The organism is Nocardiopsis chromatogenes YIM 90109 (genome assembly GCF_000341185.1).
GTDB lineage: Bacteria > Actinomycetota > Actinomycetes > Streptosporangiales > Streptosporangiaceae > Nocardiopsis_A > Nocardiopsis_A chromatogenes.
Window position 1 is genome coordinate 1 of sequence record NZ_ANBH01000049.1, and the last position, 20,028, is coordinate 20,028.

At 73.3% G+C, this 20,028-nt stretch carries 14 protein-coding genes and 1 pseudogene; 9 read left to right on the plus strand and 6 right to left on the minus strand.

The genetic code is table 11. From position 1 onward, the window contains the following. Positions 1–124 (plus strand): annotated as a pseudogene (locus D476_RS38745) (DNA-binding response regulator); the annotation flags it as partial. Between the two features lie 1,269 nt (positions 125–1,393). Here the strand turns inward: D476_RS38745 and D476_RS0104775 are convergent. Next, positions 1,394–2,161 carry an ABC transporter permease subunit gene (locus D476_RS0104775; protein WP_017622832.1) on the minus strand — a complete coding sequence of 256 codons (768 nt, stop codon included), beginning with the start codon at positions 2,159–2,161 and terminating at the stop codon, positions 1,394–1,396. Continuing rightward, positions 2,158–3,144: an ABC transporter ATP-binding protein gene (locus tag D476_RS0104780; protein WP_017622833.1), complete on the minus strand. Its 987-nt coding sequence runs from the start codon at positions 3,142–3,144 to the stop codon at positions 2,158–2,160. The genes D476_RS0104775 and D476_RS0104780 overlap by 4 nt, the downstream gene beginning before the upstream one ends. A 360-nt stretch (positions 3,145–3,504) precedes the next feature. Here D476_RS0104780 and D476_RS0104785 point away from each other — a divergent pair, with 360 nt between their 5' ends. Next, positions 3,505–4,758: a sensor histidine kinase gene (locus D476_RS0104785; protein ID WP_017622834.1), complete on the plus strand. Its 1,254-nt coding sequence runs from the start codon at positions 3,505–3,507 to the stop codon at positions 4,756–4,758. Then, entirely contained in the window at positions 4,755–5,360 is a 606-nt protein-coding gene (locus D476_RS0104790; RefSeq protein WP_017622835.1) for a response regulator transcription factor, read from the plus strand. Before D476_RS0104785 ends, D476_RS0104790 begins: the two co-directional genes overlap by 4 nt. A gap of 10 nt (positions 5,361–5,370) precedes the next feature. Here the strand turns inward: D476_RS0104790 and D476_RS40035 are convergent, their stop codons facing one another. Next, positions 5,371–5,511 (minus strand): type II toxin-antitoxin system HicA family toxin, encoded by a 141-nt coding sequence (locus D476_RS40035; RefSeq protein WP_017622836.1) that lies wholly within the window; start codon positions 5,509–5,511, stop codon positions 5,371–5,373. Positions 5,512–5,580: 69 nt separating this feature from the next. Further along, the gene (locus D476_RS40220) at positions 5,581–5,811 is read right to left on the minus strand and encodes a type II toxin-antitoxin system HicB family antitoxin (protein WP_017622837.1); all 231 of its coding nucleotides are present in this window, start codon (positions 5,809–5,811) and stop codon (positions 5,581–5,583) included. Positions 5,812–5,877: 66 nt separating this feature from the next. Between D476_RS40220 and D476_RS0104800 the strand changes: the two genes are divergently transcribed. After that, on the plus strand, positions 5,878–6,123 hold the full coding sequence (locus tag D476_RS0104800; protein ID WP_017622838.1) for a hypothetical protein: 246 nt from the start codon (positions 5,878–5,880) through the stop codon (positions 6,121–6,123). A 23-nt stretch (positions 6,124–6,146) separates the two neighbouring features. Here the strand turns inward: D476_RS0104800 and D476_RS0104805 are convergent, their stop codons facing one another. Further along, complete coding sequence (locus D476_RS0104805; RefSeq protein ID WP_017622839.1) at positions 6,147–8,315, minus strand: SpoIIE family protein phosphatase; 2,169 nt, start codon at positions 8,313–8,315, stop codon at positions 6,147–6,149. Between the two features lie 312 nt (positions 8,316–8,627). On the opposite strand from D476_RS0104805, the gene D476_RS0104810 reads away from it, so the two are divergent. The 5 genes from D476_RS0104810 to D476_RS0104830 all read left to right on the plus strand — a co-directional run bounded on the left by D476_RS0104810 (position 8,628) and on the right by D476_RS0104830 (position 18,473). Next, a complete protein-coding gene (locus D476_RS0104810; RefSeq protein WP_017622840.1) occupies positions 8,628–12,884 on the plus strand; it encodes a hybrid sensor histidine kinase/response regulator in 4,257 nt (1,418 codons plus the stop codon). 5 nt (positions 12,885–12,889) lie between these two features. After that, positions 12,890–13,528, plus strand: a complete 639-nt coding sequence (locus D476_RS0104815) for a response regulator (protein WP_026123244.1) — start codon at positions 12,890–12,892, stop codon at positions 13,526–13,528. 550 nt (positions 13,529–14,078) lie between these two features. Then, complete coding sequence (locus D476_RS38750; RefSeq protein WP_017622842.1) at positions 14,079–15,578, plus strand: hypothetical protein; 1,500 nt, start codon at positions 14,079–14,081, stop codon at positions 15,576–15,578. Between the two features lie 475 nt (positions 15,579–16,053). Next, a complete protein-coding gene (locus tag D476_RS0104825) occupies positions 16,054–17,073 on the plus strand; it encodes a hypothetical protein (RefSeq protein WP_017622843.1) in 1,020 nt (339 codons plus the stop codon). Between the two features lie 476 nt (positions 17,074–17,549). Then, positions 17,550–18,473 carry a hypothetical protein gene (locus tag D476_RS0104830; protein ID WP_152529215.1) on the plus strand — a complete coding sequence of 308 codons (924 nt, stop codon included), beginning with the start codon at positions 17,550–17,552 and terminating at the stop codon, positions 18,471–18,473. A 484-nt stretch (positions 18,474–18,957) separates the two neighbouring features. Here D476_RS0104830 and D476_RS0104835 read toward each other — a convergent pair. Continuing rightward, on the minus strand, positions 18,958–20,028 hold a 1,071-nt coding region (locus tag D476_RS0104835; RefSeq protein ID WP_017622844.1), incomplete at its 5' end, for a GAF domain-containing protein.

A 20,028-nucleotide genomic window follows, 5' to 3' on the forward strand; every position in this document is an offset into this window, starting at 1 on the left:
CGCCCGGACCATCCACCTGACGGAGGGCACGGTGCGGAACTACCTGTCGTCGGCCATCACGAAGACGGGCGCGAGCAACCGCCTGGGCGCCATCCGCAAGGCCCAGGAAATGGGGTGGCTGTAGAGCCTGCGGCGGGTCACGGAACCGCCCCGCCGCCTGCGGCGACAGCGCTCATGGGACCGCCGGACAACGAGGCGGCGAGAAGGGGGCGGCGCCCCTTCCGGTAGTGCCGTCGGCCGCCGGGGTAGGAGGGGGAGGGCGACGACGAGGCGAGGTCGGCGGGCCTTCCCGCATCGCTGTCGGATGGCGGGCGTGTGCGTGGTCGCCGGGATGGCCGGCGACGGCCAGAGCCAGGCGGCTCCCGGGCCCTGCCTGCCGTCCGCCGGGTCTCTCGCGGCCCGGGAGGGCGGCGCGGCACACGGGGTTCGCGGTCTTCGACACCCGGAGCGGCCCCCTGCCCCGCACGGCGAACCCTGGCACGCCTGTGACCTCGGTAAATACTCCGTGTTAGGTGCAGGTCGAGGCGGGAAACGTGCTCAGCGACGCCCGCGAACGCCCCCGGGCGACGGACACCGTGATTCCAGAACCGGTTCTAGGAGCAAGATGCCCGGTTCATGCCTGTTCGGTGCACCTCGGCGGGGTGTGGGGGCGGGCGTGCGGCCGTCCGTGCACCTCTGTCGGGCCCGCGAGGCCTGTACTGGGCCGATATCGGCTACACGCAGTAACAGTAGGCCCGGCAAGCGGACTAGTCGTGCCGTTTGGGAGCCTACTGGTACCGAATCCCGTTCGGGTATCGCCATGACCGCGCACCCGCACCGCCCCTCGGGCCGCCCCGGCCGTCGAACAGGGCGCGGGGAGCCCTTTCATGCGCCAGGAACCGGGCGAAGCGGACACCGGGCCGGTAGCGGCTGGCCCGGAACTTGTCTTCTGGGCCCCACGGACACCCCGCCAGCATCCTGCGCGGCGGAACCGCCACGCAATCGCCGATCGCCAGCCCCCAGGATCACCGGCCCCCTTCTCGTTCGCCCGTTATGCCAGGAATGCACCCCGGAGGGGGCGCCCCTCCGGGCCTGCGCACTGGCCCGGCGGCCGCCACGAGCGCGGGCGAGCACCCGCCCTCCCGGCCGCGCCGCCTTCCCGGGCCGTGAGGGGCCTGACGCCCGGCAGACAGCGCCCGGGAACCGCCCCGCCTACACCGTCGCCGCCGATCACGGCGACCATGCACACGCCTGCTGACGGAGACGACGGCGGGGTGGGGGGCGGCATCCCCGGTCGTCGCCGCTTCTCCGGCGGGGCCCAGGGGGCCCGGCGGTCGGAAGGGCGGCAGGGCCGATCGCCGTCCCGCCGCCCGCCCTCCGACCACGCCTGACCGCCGAGACCGCGTCCGACCGGCTACGGCTCGTAGCGCATGAAGCGGATCGCTCCGGCCCCCAAAGCCGCTGCCGTGTAGGCCGCCAGGACCGCGAAGCCGATCATGGGCGAGCCCTCTTCGCCGAAGGTCGTGCCCCCGGACATCAGGTTCGACGCGCCTCCCGGCAGGTACCCCGCCGCTTCGGGCATGTCCGCCGTGTTCAGCACGATTCCCAGGATCGGCTCCAGCAGGAGCGTCGCCACCAGGGCGATCGTCAGTGCCGCCGCCTGGTTCCGCAGCAGGGCCCCCAGGCCGACGCCCATCAGGCCCCACAGGGCCAGCGACACCAGCGTCCCGGCCAGCGTCGACACCACCGCCCCGTCGGTCAGGAACGTCTCATCCCCGTTCGCCGCGAAGACCGTCGCCCCGACCGCCACCGTCAGCACCACGGCGGCCGCCGCGCATACCGCCGACGCCGCCGCGCCGCCCAGCACCTTGGCCCCGTACACCGCCCCCCGGCGCGGCTCGGCCAGCAGCGTGGGCACGATCGTGCCCGTGTTGTACTCCCGCGTGACCAGCAGCGTCCCCACCACCAGCGGGATCACGTACAGGGTCGCCGCCGGCTGCTTGTACACCAGCTGCGCGCCCTCCCGGACCCCGGGGGCCGCGCCCGCGTAGTCCAGCGCGTACCCCGCGAACAGCATCGCCCCCGCCAAGCCCCCGGACAGCGCCGCCAGCGCGCCCAGCAGCCACCACGTGGACCGGGTGGTCGTCAGTTTCCGGATCTCGGCCCCGACCAGGACGGTCATGCCCGGCCTCCGTTCTCGTCGTCGGTGAGCTGCAGAAACGCGGATTCCAAGGTGCACCTCTCGGCGCGGGCCCCCTCCGCCGCGGGGTCCGCCCCCGTATTCGACTCCAGGGCGGCCAGCGCCTCGCGCTCCGGGGCGCCGACCCACACCCGGTCGTCGGGGAGCACCTGCGCCCCGAGCCCGGCCGCCTCGACCGCCGCGGCCACCGCACCGGGCCCGCCCCGGTCGGCGGCGCCCACGGACAGCACGCACTGCCGGTCGTGCAGCAGCTCCTCCAGCGGCCCCTCGTGCACCAGCCGCCCCCGGTCCAGCAGCACCACGTCGTCCACGGTCTGCTCCATCTCCCCGAGCAGGTGGCTGGAGAGCAGCACCGCCCCTCCCGTCTCGGCGAACCCCCGCAGGAAGCGGCGCAACCACAGCATCCCCGCGGGGTCCAGCCCGTTCGCGGGCTCGTCCAGGACCAGCAGCTCCGGGTCGCCCAGCAGCGCCGTCGCCAGCGCCAGCCGCTGGCGCATCCCGGTCGAGTAGCCGCCGACCCGCCGCCGCCCCGCGTCCGCCAGGCCCACCAGCTCCAGCACCTCGTCCACCCGCTCCGGTCCGCACCCGGCCGGGCCCGCGGCGCAGCGCAGGTGGTTCCGGCCGGTGCGGCCCGGCACGAACGCCCCCGGCTCCAGGGCGGCCCCGACCCGCCGTGCCGGGGAGCGCAGCCCCCGGTAGGGGCCGCCGAGCACCTCGGCGTCGCCCGCGTCCGGCCGGACCAGACCGAAGACCATGCGCAGCGTCGTGCTCTTGCCCGCGCCGTTGGGCCCCAGGAACCCGGTGACCCGGCCCCGCGCCACCGTGAACGACACCCCGTCCACGACGCGGTGGCCCCGGTACTCCTTGGTGAGGCCGCGCACGGCCACCGCCGCCGTGCCACCGCCCCCGCTCCCGCGCCCGTCGGCGCGTTCGGCCCGCTCCGGGGCCCGTGCTTCCACCGCCACCGCTGCCTCCTCTTCTCGCGGCCTCCCGGGGCCGCGTCCTCGTCGCTCGGCAGGACCCTAGGGGCGCCCTTCCGCGCCGACCGGGGGCCGAGCGCGGCGCCCGGCCGCCGCTCGTGCGGCGTCCGTGCAGGCGGGGCGCGTGCGTCCGGGGCGCCCTGGGACATGTGTCATGGGTGCGCCGGTGACGGCCCTCAGCACGGGCCGGTGACGCAGGGGACTGGGCGGCTTCCGGGGCCGTGCGGGCACCCGTGCCATTTGTCACGGCCGCCCGGTGACTCCGGCGACTACCTGCGGCGGGCCGCCGCGCGACAGGGTGGTGCGGCGTCGACGGGACGGGGTGTCCGAGGAGAGGGAGGGCCGATGGAGGCGCCGGACGACAAGGCCTTGCGCCGGGCGAGGCGGGTCCTGCTCGGGATCTACGGGTCGGTGGTCCCCGCGTTCCCGCTGGTGATCCTGTTCGGCGTCGAGAACGCCTACGCGGGGTTCGGCAAGGGCCTCCCCGAGCTGTGGCGCTACATCGCGGCCGCCGTCGTCGGTGCGCCCCTGGGCGTGTTCATGCTGCTCCTCGGCGCGGTCAGGTTCGGCCGGCTGGAGGGCGCCGTGGAACGGGTCTACTACACGGCCTATGCCCTGCTGGCGGTGGTGTTCCTGCTCGCCGCGCCGTACCACCCCCGCGACCCGCAGTTCTTCACCGGGATGCTCCTCGGCATGTGGTGGGCCGCGGTCGCCCTGTCCCTGCCCCGGCGGCGCGTGCAGGCGACCCTGATGGCGCTGCCGCTGCTGCTGGTCCCGATCGCCGCGGCCCCGGTCACCGCCGACGGCGCCTGGGACGTCATGGTCGTCCAGTCCGTGGGCATCGCCTGGGGTGCCCTCATCGGGGGCGCGTGCTTCTCCGCCCTGACCTCGGGCCTGATGACACTGTGGGACCTGTTCGAGCAGGCGGTCGAAGGCCGGGAGATGCGGGTGCGGCTGGCGGCGAGTGAGGAGCGCCTGCGCATCGCCCGGGACATGCACGACATCCTCGGCCACAGCCTGTCGGGGATCGCGGTCAAGAGCCAGCTCGCCGCCCGCCTGGTCGACCGCGCCCCGGAGGCGGCCAAGCAGGAGATGTCCTCGGTGCAGGCGACGGCCCGGGAGGCGCTGACCGAGGTGCGGTCCGCGGTCGCCGGGTACCGGGAGGCCGACCTGGCGGCCGAGGCGCGGTCGGTGTGCGACGCGCTGCGGGCGGCGGGCGCCGCCTGCTCGGTGGACATCGACGAGGACGTGCCCGCGCGGCTGACCGGCCCGGCGGCGTGGGTGGTGCGCGAGGCGGGCACGAACGCGCTCCGGCACAGCGACGCCCGCCGTTTCAGCGTCGCGGTGCGGCGCGGCGGCGGGTCGCTGGTGGTGGAGGTCGCCAACGACGGCGTCCCGCGCGGGACGGGCGCGGGGGCGGCGGACGGCGGCGGCAGCGGCCTGGCCGGGATGCGCGAGCGCGTGTGCGGGGCCGGAGGCACGCTCGCCGCGGGGCCCGACGGTGCCGGCGGCTTCCTCGTCCGGGCCGAGTTCCCGACCGGGGACGGCGCGGACGCGGTCGGCGGGGCCGTCCGCGTGGCGGAGGGGGGCGGCGAGTGATCAGGATCGTGCTGGCCGACGACGAGCACCTGGTGCGCGGGGCGATCGCCGCGCTGCTGGGGCTGGAGGAGGATCTGGAGGTCGTGGCCCAGGTGGGGCGCGGCGACCGGGTCGTGGGCGCGGTCGCCGAGCACGGGGCCGACGTCGCGGTGGTGGACATCGAGATGCCGGGAGCGACCGGGATCGAGGCCGCCGCGGAGCTGGCCGACCGCCGCCCCGGCTGCGGGGTGCTGGTGCTGACGAGCTTCGGCCGCCCGGGCTACCTGCGCCGGGCGCTGGACGCGGGCGTGCGCGGCTTCGTCGGCAAGGACGCCCCGGTGGAGGAGCTGGCCGACGCGATCCGGACGGTTTACGCGGGCGGCAGGAGCATCGACGCGGCCCTGGCCGCGACCGCGCTGATGGCGGGCGACAACCCGCTGACCCCGCGCGAGGCCGAGGTGCTCCGGGCCGCGGCCGACGGCCGCACGGTGGCGGACATGGCCGCCGACCTGGGCCTGGCCAGGGGGACGGTGCGGAACCACCTGTCGTCCGCCATCGGGAAGACGGGCACGGCCACCCGCCACGAGGCCGTGGTCAAGGCCCACGATATGGGCTGGCTGTGATCCCGGCAGGTCAGGGAAGGTCGTCCTCGTCCAACCCGGCTTCCGCGAGGATCGATTTCTGTGTGCCGATACGGAGCGGGTCACGCCCGAGAGGCACGACGACCGTCCGCCCGGCACGCCGCATCTTGTAGTGGTCGCCCCGGGTGGACACGTGGGTCGAACCCTGCCTGCTCCAACAGCTTGATCAGCGCCTTGCTGGATAGGCGCTTCGCACGAGGGCTCATGCGCTCAACCGGATGGCGAACGGGACGACCGCCGCCTCAGGGTGGATGAGGTCGAAGTCGACGTCCTCGTCTTCGTAGTAGAGCTCGACGGCCTCTTGAATGTTCTTCAGGGCCTCTTCGTAGGTGTCGCCTTCGGTCGTCACACCGTTCTCGACACACTGGATGACGAACCCGTCTTCCTCCGGCCAGATCCTTGCCGTAAGTCTCAACGTCTCTGACGGTGGCATGGAGCCTCCTCGATCAGGTGGACGGATTCCAGGATAAGAGCTACTCGGCTCTGGCAGGGTACGAATATGGAGCCTGTTGACATCGTGCGCCTATCCGAAGGGTTCGACACCTGCGACCAGAGCGCTGCGATCCTGCGGTCCGAACCCGGGACGCCCGCCGGTGGGACCCCCACGGTGATCATCCCGGTCGCCTTCTCCAAGCCTCTGCTCGACGAGGTCCGGCGACTCGCCGACCGGAGAAGGGTCGGCGTCGGTCGGCTTCTGCGCGAATGGGCTGAGGCCGGTATCCGGCAGCAGGACACGGGTGCCTGACCAGGGAGCGAGTCCGCCGCCCCCTACAGGAACCGCAGCACCAGCATCGCCGTGTCGTCCGTGTGGCCGCCCGGGGCGAACTCCTCCAGTTCGCGGTCGATGCGCACGATCACCGCCTGCGCCGTCAGCCCGCTGCACGCCGAGAAGATCTCCGTCAGCCCCTCGTCGCCCAGCATGCTCGTCTCGCTCCGGCGCTCGGTCACCCCGTCGGTGACCGCGAGCAGCACGTCACCGGAGGTCACCTCCACCGTCTCGGTGAAGAAGTCGACGTCCTCGAACGCCCCCAGCAGCGGCTGCGAGGTACCCACCGGCCGCACCTCGCCCTTGCGGTCCAGCTTGAGCGGCAGCGGGTGGCCCGCCGACACCAGGCGCAGCCGCATCCCCTCGCCCGGGCCGCCGACCGGGGTCATCTCGCCGTACAGCATGGTCAGGAACCGGGTCGAGGTGTTCTCGTCCAGGATCGCCAGGTTCAGCCGGTGCATGATGTGCGCCGGGGAGTACCCCTCCCGCGCCAGCGCCCGCAGGGTGTGCCGGGCCAGCCCGGTCACCGCGGCCGCCTCCGGGCCCGTGCCGCACACGTCGCCGATGGCGAAGCACCACCGCCCGTCGGTGGCGAACACGTCGTAGAAGTCCCCGCCGACCACGGTCCGCTCGTCGGCCGGGCGGTAGAACACCGCGTGGTCGACGCCGGGGATCTCCGGCTCCTTCTCCTTGGCCGGCAGCAGGCTGCGCTGCAGCGCCTCGCTCATCTCGGTCTGCCCGGCGTACAGCCGCGCGTTCTCCATCGCCGAGGCCACCCGGCGCGCCAGGTCGTTGGCGACGTCCACGTCCTCGCGAGTGAAGTCGGCCTCGGCCTGGCGCCCCAGCGTCATCCGGCCCAGCTCGCGGCCGTGCGCCACCAGCGGGATGCTGATCGCCGGGCTCTCGGCGAGCTCCATGCTCAGCTCGTCCTCCAGCCCGGCCGCGGCCACCATCTCCCGGTTCCACAGCGGCCGCGCGCCGCGCTGCTCGCGCGGCGGCAGCGTGGACAGCAGGGTGCGCAGCACGTCGTTGTAGTTCTCGTTGGCGTGCATCGCGTGCGCCAGCCGGGTCACCCCGAGGTCGTTGATGATGTGCACCGCGCACCAGTCGCCCAGCCGCGACGTGGTCAGCTGGGCCGCGAGCGCCGCGGTCAGCGGCTCGTCCAAGGTGCCGGTGAGCAGGTCGCTCGCCTCGGCCAGGAAGCTCAGCGACGCCCGCCGCTGCAGCTCCACCTCGGCCAGCCGGGCGCGCTCCACCGGCAGCGCCATCTTGTCGGCGCCCTCCTGCAGCCGCCGCGCGGCGGTGTCGCCGAAGTGCCGGATGCGCCGCGAGGCCACCCCGATCAGCCCGGTGATCCGCCCCTCCACGATCAGCGGCGCGGTCACCAGCGAGCGCATGCCCGCCTGGGCCAGCCGGCCGCGGTGCGCGCGGGCGAGCATCAGGTCGTCGTTGATCACCGCTCCGGGCGCCGGGGCCGCCGACGGGAAGGTCTCCTCGGTGCGGCTGCGGAACGGCCGCCAGGGCCCGTCGGTGAGCCCGACCCCGGCGCGCACCTCCCACTCGGTCTCGTCGGTGGTGGCCAGGGAGATGTAGGCGGCGTCGCCGCCCAGCGCCGACCGGGCGTACTCCACGGTGCGGTCGAGCAGGTCGGGCAGGGGCAGCCGGGCCGACAGCGCGGCGTCCAGCGCCGCCCACGGGCCGGGTCTGGGGGCGCGGCGGCGCGGCGGGCGCACCGGCTCGGGCGGGGCCAGCGGGGCCTCGGGCGCGTCGTCGGTGTCCATGACGCGGAACCAGACGGCCTTGTCCTCTTTGCTGTAGGCCACGCCCCAGGAGGAGGCGATGGCCGCGGCGAGGGCCAGCCCGAGCCCGCCGCTGCGGCCGTTGTCGGTGGAGGGGGAGGTGTCCACGGTCAGCGGGCCGGCCTGCGGCACCGCCCGTTCGGGGACGCGGTCGGCCACGACCACCTCGACGGCGCCCCGCAGCCTCCGCACGGTGACCTCCAGCGGGCTCTCGGCGTGGATCACCGCGTTGGTGACCAGCTCGCTGGCGAGCAGCACCGCGTCGTCGGCGGACCGCCCCACGGCCCACTCGTCGAGTGTCTCCCGCACGAACGAGCGGGCGTCTCCCGCCGCCTCCGGTACAGGGGGGAACTCCCTGTGGGCGACCCTCATCGCGTCATGTGGCATTGTGAAGCCGTACGGTTTCCTTCAGTGTCGGTCGAGGGCGGACGAGCCCTGGCGCCGCATCCGCATGATTCACCCATACCCCCATCTCGCCCACTACCGGCCCCCAGCGGTGTCGGAAACGCGTTCACGTGGGCACAGTAGGAGACAACGCAAGTCATGATGGCAGAACGGCCCTGTGCCGAGCAGCCCGGCCGCGCGGTGTGACCACCGCGGACCCCGCGTCCCCGCTCCCCCCGGCGGCGGTGGCGCGGGCTGCGGCGGACCGCGGCCCCGCACGCAGCGCTTAGGAGGGGATCGATGCCCGAGGCGACCCGGGCGCCGGCGACGGAAGAGCACATGGATGAGCTTCTCGGCGCCCTCTACAGTATGCGCGACGGTGATTTCAGCGTTCGGCTGAACCACCGCGCCGACGGCAAGGCGGGTGAGATCGCCGCCGTCTTCAACGAGGTCCTCGACCACTGCGAACAGCTCAGCAGCGAACTGCAGCGGGTGGGCGACGTGGTGCGCGAGGAGGGGCGGCTGACCGAGCGGGTCTCGGTGAGCCCCGCGCGCGGCGCCTGGGGCAAGAGCGTGCGCGCCCTCAACCACATGCTCGACGAGGTGAGCGAGCCGGTCACCGAGGTGGCGCGGATCCTGGACTCGGTCGCCGGCGGCGACCTGTCCCAGCGCGCCGAGCTCACCAGCCGCCGCGGCGACCTGCACGGGGACCTGCGCCGCCTGGCGGTGTCGGTGAACCGGATGGCCGACCAGATGAGCAAGTTCACCACCGAGGTCACGCGGGTGGCCCGCGAGGTGGGCACCGAGGGCAAGCTGGGCGGCAGCGCCGAGGTCGAGGGCGTCTCCGGCGCGTGGCTGGACGTGACCGAGGCGGTCAACCAGATGGCCTCGCGGCTGACCGCGCAGGTGCGCGACATCTCCACGGTCACCACCGCGGTCGCCCGCGGCGACCTGAGCCGCCAGGTGACGGTCGACGTGCAGGGCGAGATGCTGCTGCTCAAGGAGACCGTGAACACCATGGTCGACCAGCTGTCCACGTTCGCCGACGAGGTCACCCGGGTGGCCCGCGAGGTGGGCACCGAGGGCAAGCTGGGCGGGCGCGCCAACGTCAAGGGCGTCTCGGGCACGTGGAAGGACCTGACGAACAACGTCAACTCCATGGCCGACAACCTCACCAACCAGGTGCGGGACATCTCGCAGGTGACCACGGCGGTGGCCCGCGGCGACCTCACCAAGAAGGTGACGGTGGACGTCCAGGGCGAGATGCTCCAGCTGAAGGACACCGTCAACACGATGGTGGACCAGCTGGACTCCTTCGCCGACGAGGTCACCCGCGTCGCGCGCGAGGTCGGCTCGGAGGGCAAGCTGGGCGGGCGCGCCAACGTCAAGGGCGTGTCGGGGGTCTGGAAGGACCTGACCGACAACGTGAACTCGATGGCGAACTCGCTGACCTACCAGGTCCGCAACATCTCCCAGGTGACCACGGCGGTGGCCCGCGGCGACCTGACCAAGAAGATCACCGTGGACGCGCAGGGGGAGATGCTGGAGCTGAAGGACACCGTCAACACGATGGTGGACCAGCTGGACTCCTTCGCCGACGAGGTCACCCGCGTCGCGCGCGAGGTCGGCACCGAGGGCACCCTCGGCGGCCAGGCGCACGTGCGCGGGGTGTCGGGGGTCTGGAAGGACCTCACGGACAACGTGAACTCGATGGCGAACTCGCTGACCTACCAGGTGCGCAACATCTCCGAGGTCACCCGCGCCGTCGCGGGCGGCGACCTGACCAAGAAGGTCACGGTCAACGCCAAGGGCGAGATGCTGGAGCTCAAGGGCACCATCAACACCATGGTGGACCAGCTCGACTCCTTCGCCGACGAGGTGACCCGGGTGGCCCGCGAGGTGGGGACCGAGGGCACCCTCGGCGGCCGCGCCGAGGTGCGCGGCGTGTCGGGCATCTGGAAGGACCTGACCGACAACGTCAACTCGATGACGCAGAGCCTGACCAACCAGCTCCGCGACATCTCCCAGGTGACCACGGCGGTGGCCCGCGGCGACCTGACCAAGAAGATCACCGTCGACGTCCAGGGCGAGATGCTGCAGCTCAAGAACACCGTGAACACCATGGTGGACCAGCTGTCGGCGTTCGCCATCGAGGTCACGCGGGTGGCGCACGAGGTGGGTTCGGAGGGCCAGCTCGGCGGCCAGGCCAAGGTCGACGGGGTCTCGGGTACCTGGAAGCAGCTCACCGACAGCGTGAACGAGCTGGCCTCCAACCTGACCACGCAGGTGCGGGCGATCGGCGAGGTGGCCGCGGCGGTCACCGCGGGCGACCTGACCCAGAACGTCCACCTGGACGTGCGCGGGGAGATGCTGGAGCTGCGCGACAACATCAACCTGATGGTCGCCAACCTGCGCGAGACCACCGCCGCCCAGCGCGACGACGACTGGCTCAAGTCCAACCTGGCCCGCATCTCCGCGCGCATCCAGGGCCACCGCGACCTCAACGAGCTGGCGCGGCTCATCATGACCGAGGTGACGCCGCTGGTCGACGCCCAGCACGGCGCCTGCTACCTGCCCGAGGACGAGGACGACGAGGGCGTGTACCGGCTCTACGCCGGGTTCGGCTTCCAGCCCGAGGAGGCGCGCCGCCGGGTGCGCAGCGGGGTCGGCCTGGCCGGGGAGGCGGTCGCGCAGAAGCGCGAGCAGATCGTCATCAACGTGCCGCCGGACTACGTGCGGGTCGAGTCGGGCCTGGGCGAGGCGCCGCCGCTGAGCCTGGCGGTGCTGCCCATCGTCTCGGAGGACCGGGTGCTGGGCGTGGTGGAGTTCGGCTCCTTCGGCGAGTTCCGGGAGGTGCACCTGAACTTCCTGCGGGAACTGGTGAACCTGCTGGGCACCACGATCAACACGGTGCTGGCCAACTCCAAGACCGAGTACCTGCTGGCCCAGTCCCGCCAGCTCACCATCGCGCTGCAGGAGCGCTCCAACGAGCTGCAGCGCCAGCAGGAGGAGCTGCGCCGCAAGAACGCCGAGCTGCACAGCAAGGCGGGTCAGCTGGCCAGCCAGAACCGCGCCATCGAGCTGCAGAACCGGCAGATCGAGCGGGCGCGGCGCTCCCTGGAGGACCGGGCGCACCAGCTCCAGGTCTCCTCCAAGTACAAGTCCGAGTTCCTGGCGAACATGTCGCACGAGCTGCGCACGCCGCTCAACAGCCTGCTGATCCTGGCCCGGCTGCTGGCCGACAACACCGAGCAGAACCTGACCTCCAAGCAGGTGGAGTTCGCCCAGACCATCCACAAGGCCGGGAGCGACCTGCTGGAGCTGATCGACGAGATCCTGGACCTGGCCAAGGTCGAGTCGGGCCGGGTGGAGGTGCAGCCGGCCGACGTGGCCATCGGCCAGCTCGTGGACTACGTCGAGGCCACCTTCCGGCCGCTGACCAGCGACCGGGGCCTGGCCTTCGGGGTGGAGGTGTCCCCGGACATCCCCAACTACCTGTGGACCGACGAGCAGCGGCTCCAGCAGATCCTGCGCAACCTGCTGTCCAACGCGGTCAAGTTCACCTCCTCGGGGGAGGTGCGGCTGCTCATCCGCCCGGCCTGGGCGCTGGACGACGCCGACCTCGACCTGTTCGGGGAGAACGAGGAGGTCATCGCGTTCTCGGTGGCCGACACCGGCATCGGCATCCCCGAGGACAAGCTGCAGGTGATCTTCGAGGCGTTCCACCAGGGCGACGGAGGCACCTCGCGGCGCTTCGGCGGCACCGGCCTGGGGCTGTCCATCAGCCGCAACTTCGCCCGGCTGCTGGGCGGGGAGATCCGCGTGGAGAGCACCGTGGGCCAGGGCAGCACCTTCACCCTGCTGCTGCCGGTGCGGCTGCCCGAGGGCGCCGAGGAGCGGATGACCGAGGGGCTGGACACGGTGCCGGCGCTGGAGACGCCGGACTCGGCCGACATCGAGCCGCTGACCGACGCGGCCATCCCCGACGTGCCCGACACCCCGGCCGACCTGGGGGTGCTGCCGGACCTGGAGGAGGAGCCCGAACCGGCGGCCGAGTCGGTGCCGGTGCTGCGCGAGCCGGAGGCGGAGGCCGCCGAGGAGGGCGAGGCGGCGCCGGCCTCCGAGCAGCGGGAGGCGCTGGAAGGGCGTACCGTGCTCATCGTCGACGACGACATCCGCAACGTGTTCGCCCTGGCGAGCGCGCTGGAGGCGCAGGGGCTCAGAGTGCTCTTCGCCGACAACGGCCGCACCGGCATCGAGAAGCTGGAGGCCAACGAGGACGTCGAGGTCGTCCTGATGGACATCATGATGCCCGAGCTGGACGGCAACGCGACCACGCGCGCCATCCGGGAGATGCCCCAGTTCGCCGACCTGCCGATCATCTCGCTGACCGCGAAGGCGATGCAGGGCGACCGGGACCGCAGCCTGGAGGCGGGCGCGTCGGACTACGTCACCAAGCCGGTGGACCTGGACCACCTGCTCGACGTGATCCAGAAGTGGCTGGAGCCCGGCTCCGGCGAGGACGGCCCCGAAGAGCAGCCCGAAGAGCAGGAGTAGTGGACGTGGCGCAGAAGGCCAACATCCTCCTCGTGGACGACCGCGATGAGAACCTCACGGCCCTGGAGGCGATCCTGGCCTCCTTGGACCAGAACCTGGTGCGCGCCAGCTCCGGCGAGGGCGCGCTCAAGGCGCTGCTGGAGGACGACTTCGCGGTCATCCTGCTGGACGTGATGATGCCGGGGATGGACGGGTTCGAGACCGCCACCCACATCAAGCAGCGGGAGAAGACCCGCGACGTGCCGATCATCTTCCTGACCGGTGCGGGCATCGACCGGCACCAGGTCTTCCGGGGGTACGCCGCGCGCTCCATCGACTACCTGACCAAGCCGTTCGACCCGTGGGTGCTGCGGTCGAAGGTGGAGGTCTTCGTGGAGCTGTTCCAGGCCAAGCAGCGGCTGCGGGACCAGGCCCGGCTGCTGCGGCGCCAGCTCGGCGAGGAGACCGGGGCGGAGACCGAGTCGCTGACCGGGCGGCTGTCGCACCGCATGGCCGAGGTCAACACCAACCTGGAGCAGCTGCGGGAGCTGATCGTCACCGCGGAGCGGGACCCGGACCCGCGCACGGTGGAGGCGGTGCGGGCGCTGGACCGGTCGATGGGGCGGCTGTCGACGATGGTGGAGTCGCTGCACGGGGCGGAGTAGCCGAACGGCGGGCGCGGCGCCCCGGCCGCCTTCCCCGAGGTCGGCGCGGGTCCGGCGGACGCCGTGGGCGGCGCTCCCGGCACCGCGCAGGCGCGGGGCCGTCACCCTCCGTGCGAATGACCTGCGTGGCCGGATCCGGCCACGCAGGTCATTCGCGTTTACGGGGCGAGATCGCCCCGGTTTCTCCTCACGCACCGTGGCCGTGCGCTGGTCACTGTCGGTTCCGGACGTCCGTGGGGCCGCAGGTGCGGCTTTCGGGCCGATTCGGTTCCACGTTCCGGTCGGTTATTTCCCGTGACGAGGGACACCACGGGGGTGCAGAGGCATTCACGTTCCGGTGGTGTCCTCGGGAGGTGCGGCGTTGCTAGCGTTCAGCGCATCGCAGGGAGCGACGCAGAGGCCGCGGACGACCGCCGCCCCGGCGCTCCCGGTAAACCGGGCCCGATCCTGCTCCCGCCGGCGCCCGTTCCGCCCAAGGCGCACCGCTCCCACCCGTATCCCCGGTGCGCGGGGCACTCCCCCGACGACCGATCCGATTCGGAGTAAGAACGTGTCGCGTACGACCCATTCGCGTACGGCCCCCCGCATCGCCGCGGGCTTCGCCGTGTTCGGCTTCGCCGCCCTCGGCTCCGCCCCCGCCTACGCGGAGCCCGAGCCGATCACCAAGGACATCGCCTACCACTGCACGTCGCAGGGGGGCTGGGAGGAGAGCGGCGACATCGAGTGGAAGTTCGGTGTCACCAACGGCTCGTCCTTCGACCCCGGGGACCAGGTCGCCGGCCTGGGGACCTCGCAGTGGCGCTACGCCTACCCGGAATCCGGCCACGGGAACGTCACCCGCGTGATCGTCCGCCACGAGGTCGACCTCTCCGGCGGTGCGGCCACCGACGACAAGCTCACCTTCCAGAGCAAGTGGAACGGCAGCGCGTCCCCGGAGTCCTTCAGCGAGGGCGACGAGGGCGGCGACTGGCAGTACCCGTCGCAGCCGATGGGCACCCGTGCCGGCGACGGCAGCAGCCTGGTGTTCAGCGGCGGCAAGATCGTCGCGAGCCTCCTGTTCGAGGACGGCGAGCACTGGGTCACCACCTGTACCCCCACGGGCGACGCCGAGATCACGAGCGTGGCGGTCTCCGGCACGCCCGACCCGGAGGACCCGGGGGACGAGAACCCGGGCGGTGACGACGGCGACGGCGGTGACGGCGGGGACGGGAACCCCGGCGGTGACGACGGCGACAAGGGTGGCGACCAGGACGGCGACAACGGCGGGTCCGACGGCGACGAGGGCGACAAGGGCGAGGACAAGCCCGCGCCCGGCGGTGACGACGGCGACAAGGGTGGCGACCAGGACGGCGACAACGGCGGGTCCGACGGCGACGAGGGCGACAAGGGCGAGGACAAGCCCGCGCCCGGCGGTGACGACGGCGACAAGGGTGGCGACCAGGACGGCGACAACGGCGGGTCCGACGGCGACGAGGGCGACAAGGGCGAGGACAAGCCCGCGCCCGGCGGTGACGACGGCGACAAGGGTGGCGACCAGGACGGCGACAACGGCGGGTCCGACGGCGACGAGGGCGACAAGGGCGAGGACAAGCCCGCGCCCGGCGGTGACGACGGCGACAAGGGTGGCGACCAGGACGGCGACAACGGCGGGTCCGACGGCGACGAGGGCGACAAGGGCGAGGACAAGCCCGCGCCCGGCGGTGACGACGGCGACAAGGGTGGCGACCAGGACGGCGACAACGGCGGGTCCGACGGCGACGAGGGCGACAAGGGCGAGGACAAGCCCGCGCCCGGCGGTGACGACGGCGACAAGGGTGGCGACCAGGACGGCGACAACGGCGGGTCCGACGGCGACGAGGGCGACAAGGGCGAGGACAAGCCCGCGCCCGGCGGCGACGCGGCCGACGGTGACAACGGCGGTGCGCTGCCGGTGACCGGTGCCGCGCTGGGCGGCCTGGTCGCGGCCGCGGTGGCCGCGGTCGGCGGCGGCGGTGCGGCGATGTACTTCTCCCGCAGGAAGAAGAACGCCGCGGCCGACACCGGGGCCTGACGGAGGCATGAGCGGGGCCCAACGGTCCCGGAGCCGAGGGCGGCGGGGACTCCCCGCCGCCCTCGGGCATTTCCGGACGTACGGGCGTCCCGGAGCAGAGTGGCCGGAAACGGTCTTCCGGTGGTGGCATGTAAACCCGGCCGCCCCCGCCGGGTCGGTGTCACCGCAGGTCATGTCACTGAGGGTGGGGATCGCGCGGAGAGCTGCGCAAACGGTCGAGGCGGCGGACCCGGCGGCGGCGGAGCGTCACCGGAGCCCCGTTTGTCACGACCCGTCCCCTCCCGTTCCGAAATGCACGGGTGTTGCTAGAGTCGCGGCAATCCCATCGCCTCCGTGGTGGCGCGCCCGCTCACGCGCCTCGGACCGGCGGCCGCACGCCGCCGNTCTCGGACCTTCGGCTCTTCCGAAGGCGCTTCCGGAGACCGCGGAGGCGGACGATCCCCCGACGTATTGGAGCGTACGAAACGTGTCGCGTATGACCACCCGCATGACCGCGGGCTTCGCCGTTTTCGCCTTCGCGGCCCTGGGCGCGGGCCCCGCCCTGGCGGACGACGCCCCTGAGGCGCAGTCGGGCGCCGGCGCCGGGCCGGAGGCCCCGGAGGCGCCGCAGACGCTGGACGCCCCGGTCGACGACGTCCTGACGGACGTCGAGTACACCTGCACCAGCGAGTTCGGCGACTCGTCGACCGAAACGCTCTCCTGGTTCTTCGAGACGAGCGCCGTGGACGGGGAGGCCGCCACCGGCGACACCCTGATGCACGCGGGCGGCTTCGACGGCGGCATCTTCTGGTTCGCCGAGGGGGCGGGCCCGGTCACGTCCATGACCGTCACGGGGCGCGTCACCACCACGGGCGAGGCCGCGGTCGGCCCCGAGGAGCACCTGGAGACCACCTGGTCGGGCAGCTCCAAGAACCCCTTCGAGGAGACGGAGGGGTGGAACTACGACGGGCTGGCCGGGGAGCGCGAGCTCACCCGCCCGGGCTCCATCACCTACCGTCCGTCCGGGGTCACGTTCACCGCGGTGCAGGAGGACGGCACCACCACGACCACCACCTGCGACCCGGAATCGACCCCGGTGCTCACCGAGGTGACCGTGACCGGCGACCCGATCGGCGGCGGTGACGACGGTGACGACGAGAACCCCGGCGGTGACGACGGTGGCGACGGGGGCGAGAACCCCGGCGGTGACGACGGCGACGGCGGGGACGACCAGAACCCGGGCGGTGACGACGGCGGCGACGGCGGCGAGAACCCCGGCGGTGACGACGGCGACAAGGGCGGCGACAAGGACGGGTCCGACGGCGGCGACAAGGGCGAGGACAAGCCCGCGCCCGGCGGCGACTCGGCCGACGGTGACAACGGCGGTGCGCTGCCGGTGACCGGTGCCGCGCTGGGCGGCCTGGTCGCGGCCGCGGTGGCCGCGGTCGGCGGCGGCGGTGCGGCGATGTACTTCTCCCGCAAGAAGAAGAACGCCGCGGCCGAGAACGACGCCTGAGCCGATCGGCGTCCCGGACCCGTGACACGGGTCCACTGAACAGAGGGAAGGGCGGCGGGGACGGCCCCGCCGCCCTTCCGGCTTCCCTGAGACGGTGTCCGCAGCAGGAAGGCGCCGCCCGCGGTGGGGCCCGCATGTGCCGTGCGCCGGAGGCCGCCTCTACCGAGGGCCGTGCGTCGTCCGGGTCCCTCGCCCCGGTCCCGTGGGCGGCATAGGATCGGTTGCGGAGCGAAGGAACACGCCTCTCTACCGCACCTGCACCCCCTCATCCCCCATCATGACTGGAGCGTGGGTCAGTGTCCCCCCGTATCGCAACCGGTCTCGCCGCGGTCGCGGCCGTCATCGCCGCCGGATCCGGCCCTGCCTGGGCCGACGTTCCGGAAACCGGGACTCCGGAGGCCGAGCCCTCCGCGACCGCGGCGGCGCCCCCGTCCGCCGGGCCCACGGCCGAACGGTCGCCCGGGAGCGACCCGTCCGTGTCCCCCTCGCCGTCGCCCACGAAGGACCCCTCGCCCGATGCCTCCGCGACCGACGCCCCCGGCACGCCCCCCGGCGACTCGGACGGCAAGAGGCCCGATCCGTCGCCCGGACCCGAAGGACCGCAGATCCGGCAGGACGAAGGGGCGGACGGGAACGGCGACGCGGAGACGGACACGGACACGGATGATCCCGACGACCCCGACCCCGACCCCTTCCAGCTCGACGACCTGACACCGGACGACCTCGGGGACCACGTGGCCGAGGTCGACTACGTGTGCACGCTTCCCGGTGGCGGCACCACCGACGAGACGTTCCTGTGGAGCGCGTGGGCCGTGCCGGAGACCCCCGCGGCGGGGGAGACGGTCCGGATCGGCGCGGTGTTCGCCGGGGACTACTTCTGGCTGCTGGACGAGAACGGGAGGCCGATGGACGCCGACGCCGTGACCGAGACGGGGACGGTGCGGCTCGGCGGGAAGGCCGCCGCCGAGGACTCGGTCGACGTCACGGTGCGGGCCGAATCCGGTGACGGGCCCTTCGGGATGGACTGGGACTTCGACGGGACGGCGGTGGAGACGACCCCGGATCGGCGCGGACGGCTGACGCTCACGCCCGGCGACGTGAGGCTGGCGGTGGAGAGCGGGGGCGGCGAGGCCGTCACCGAGTGCTCCCCGGCGAAGACGGTGGATCCGCTGCTGGAACTCAGGGTCTCCGAGGCCGAGGAGGAGACGGAGACGGACGACGCCGTGATCGACGGCGACGCGTCCGCGGCGTCGGGGAACCCGACGGTGTCGACCCCCTTGGGCGACCTCCCGGTGACCGGCCCGGCGCTCCTCGGGCTGGCGGCCGCGGGAGCGGTGTCCGTGGGAGCGGGCGGCACGGCCATGTTCCTGGCCCGCAAGCGCCCGGGAGTCGACGACTGACCGGCGCCGCCGAGAGGGAGTAGGACGCGGGCCCTTGGCCGGGCAGGTGTCTGTGGGGTCGGACGGCGGTGTTCATGTCGGAGGCCGGTCGGGGCGGGGCCCTTGGGGGTGCTGCCCGCCTCGATCCTGCGGGGGGGCATTGCGCGTCCGGTGGCCTGATGGTTCGGATCGGAGGCACGTCCGCTGGAGTGGTCGTTTCTGTCCGACCAGTCTGTCCGACCAGGTCAGTACGGTCGTCGCGGTGCGGGGCGGCCCCGCCCCTGCATCGGCGCCCCGGTCGGCGCCCTGCCTGTCGGCAGACCGCCTTCGGCCGCCCGCCTATGGCGGGCGCGGCCNACCGCCGCACGTTCCACCATTCCAGCGGACACCATCCGGCTCGCCGGTCGATGAACCGGGCCCGGTGCCCGGCGGCGCCTGGCGGCTCCGGCCGCAGGCACGGCCGTTGACCGCTCGGCCGTCCCTGCGGTGCCCTTAAGGCCGTCGGTCAGGAGGTCGGTCGGGGCGGCAGGGCCAGCCCGATGTGCTCGCCGATCTCTTCGAGCAGGCCCAGGTCGGCCAGTCGGAACGCGCCCCGGTTGCTCCGGCGGATCAGGGTCAGCGCGCCGCGCACGCCCCGGCTGCTCACCAGCGGGACGCTCAGCAGCGACCCCGCCCCGAGCAGGCTCAGCAGCGGCGCGCCGTCGTCGGCCGACCCCAGCGCGGTCTCGTCCTCGATCTGCTGGTCCAGCACCGACGTGCCGGTCGCCAGCACCTGCCCCGGCACCTCGGCCGCGCCGGGGTCGCAGCCCTCCAGGAGCTCCCGGTGGCCGTCGGTCCCGGGGGCGGCCACCACGGCGCGGCGCGCCCGCGCCGGGTCCCCCGGCAGGTCGCACACGTCCACCAGCACCCAGTCGGCGTAGGAGTCGGCGAGCAGCTCCGCTGCCTCGTCCAAGGCCAGCGGCCGCCCGGCCCCGCCGGGGCCCGCCGACGCGAGCAGCAGCCGCGTCATCCGGGTCAGCACGTCCAGGCGGCGCGCGGCCAACACCACCACCTGGTCCTCCACCTCGGGCTCCAGCGGCGCCGGGCCCTCGTCCCCGCCGCCGTCCGGTGCGGGTGAGACGACCACCAGCACCAGCGCGTTGGCCTCGGTGGGCACGTCCAGGCGGGTGAGGGTCAGGTGCACGTCCTCGGCCCAGCCCCGCTGGGCCAGCCGGGACGCGAAGGACGCGGTCTCCCCGCCGCGCAGCACCGCCGCCAGCCACGACCGCATGGGGGCGCGGCGTCGGAGGTCGACGAAGTTGGAGAACGGCTTGCCGGTGAGGTAGCCGGGGGCGCTGCCCAGCCGCTCGGCGGCCAGGGTGTTGATGCGCCGGATGTAGCCCTCGTGGTCGAGCAGCAGCACCGGCACGGTCAGCTCGTTGAAGACGGCGCGCAGCACCGCCTTCTCGTCGTCGCCGGAGGACGTCCGGCGCGGGCCGCCGCCCGCGGCCGCGTCCGCGGCGAGCCGCTCGCCGCAGTCGCGCAGCAGGGTGCCGGCGTAGGCCAGCTCGGCCAGGGCGGCCTCGGCGGGGGCCGC

Coding starts and splice junctions, on each gene's coding strand:
- D476_RS0104800 (WP_017622838.1), top strand. CDS start 5,878: ATGGAGCCTGTTGACATCGTGCGCCTATCCGAAGGGTTCGACACCTGC.
- D476_RS0104810 (WP_017622840.1), top strand. CDS start 8,628: ATGCCCGAGGCGACCCGGGCGCCGGCGACGGAAGAGCACATGGATGAG.
- D476_RS0104775 (WP_017622832.1), bottom strand. CDS start 2,161: ATGACCGTCCTGGTCGGGGCCGAGATCCGGAAACTGACGACCACCCGG.
- D476_RS0104825 (WP_017622843.1), top strand. CDS start 16,054: ATGACCACCCGCATGACCGCGGGCTTCGCCGTTTTCGCCTTCGCGGCC.
- D476_RS40220 (WP_017622837.1), bottom strand. CDS start 5,811: ATGCCACCGTCAGAGACGTTGAGACTTACGGCAAGGATCTGGCCGGAG.
- D476_RS0104805 (WP_017622839.1), bottom strand. CDS start 8,315: ATGAGGGTCGCCCACAGGGAGTTCCCCCCTGTACCGGAGGCGGCGGGA.
- D476_RS0104785 (WP_017622834.1), top strand. CDS start 3,505: ATGGAGGCGCCGGACGACAAGGCCTTGCGCCGGGCGAGGCGGGTCCTG.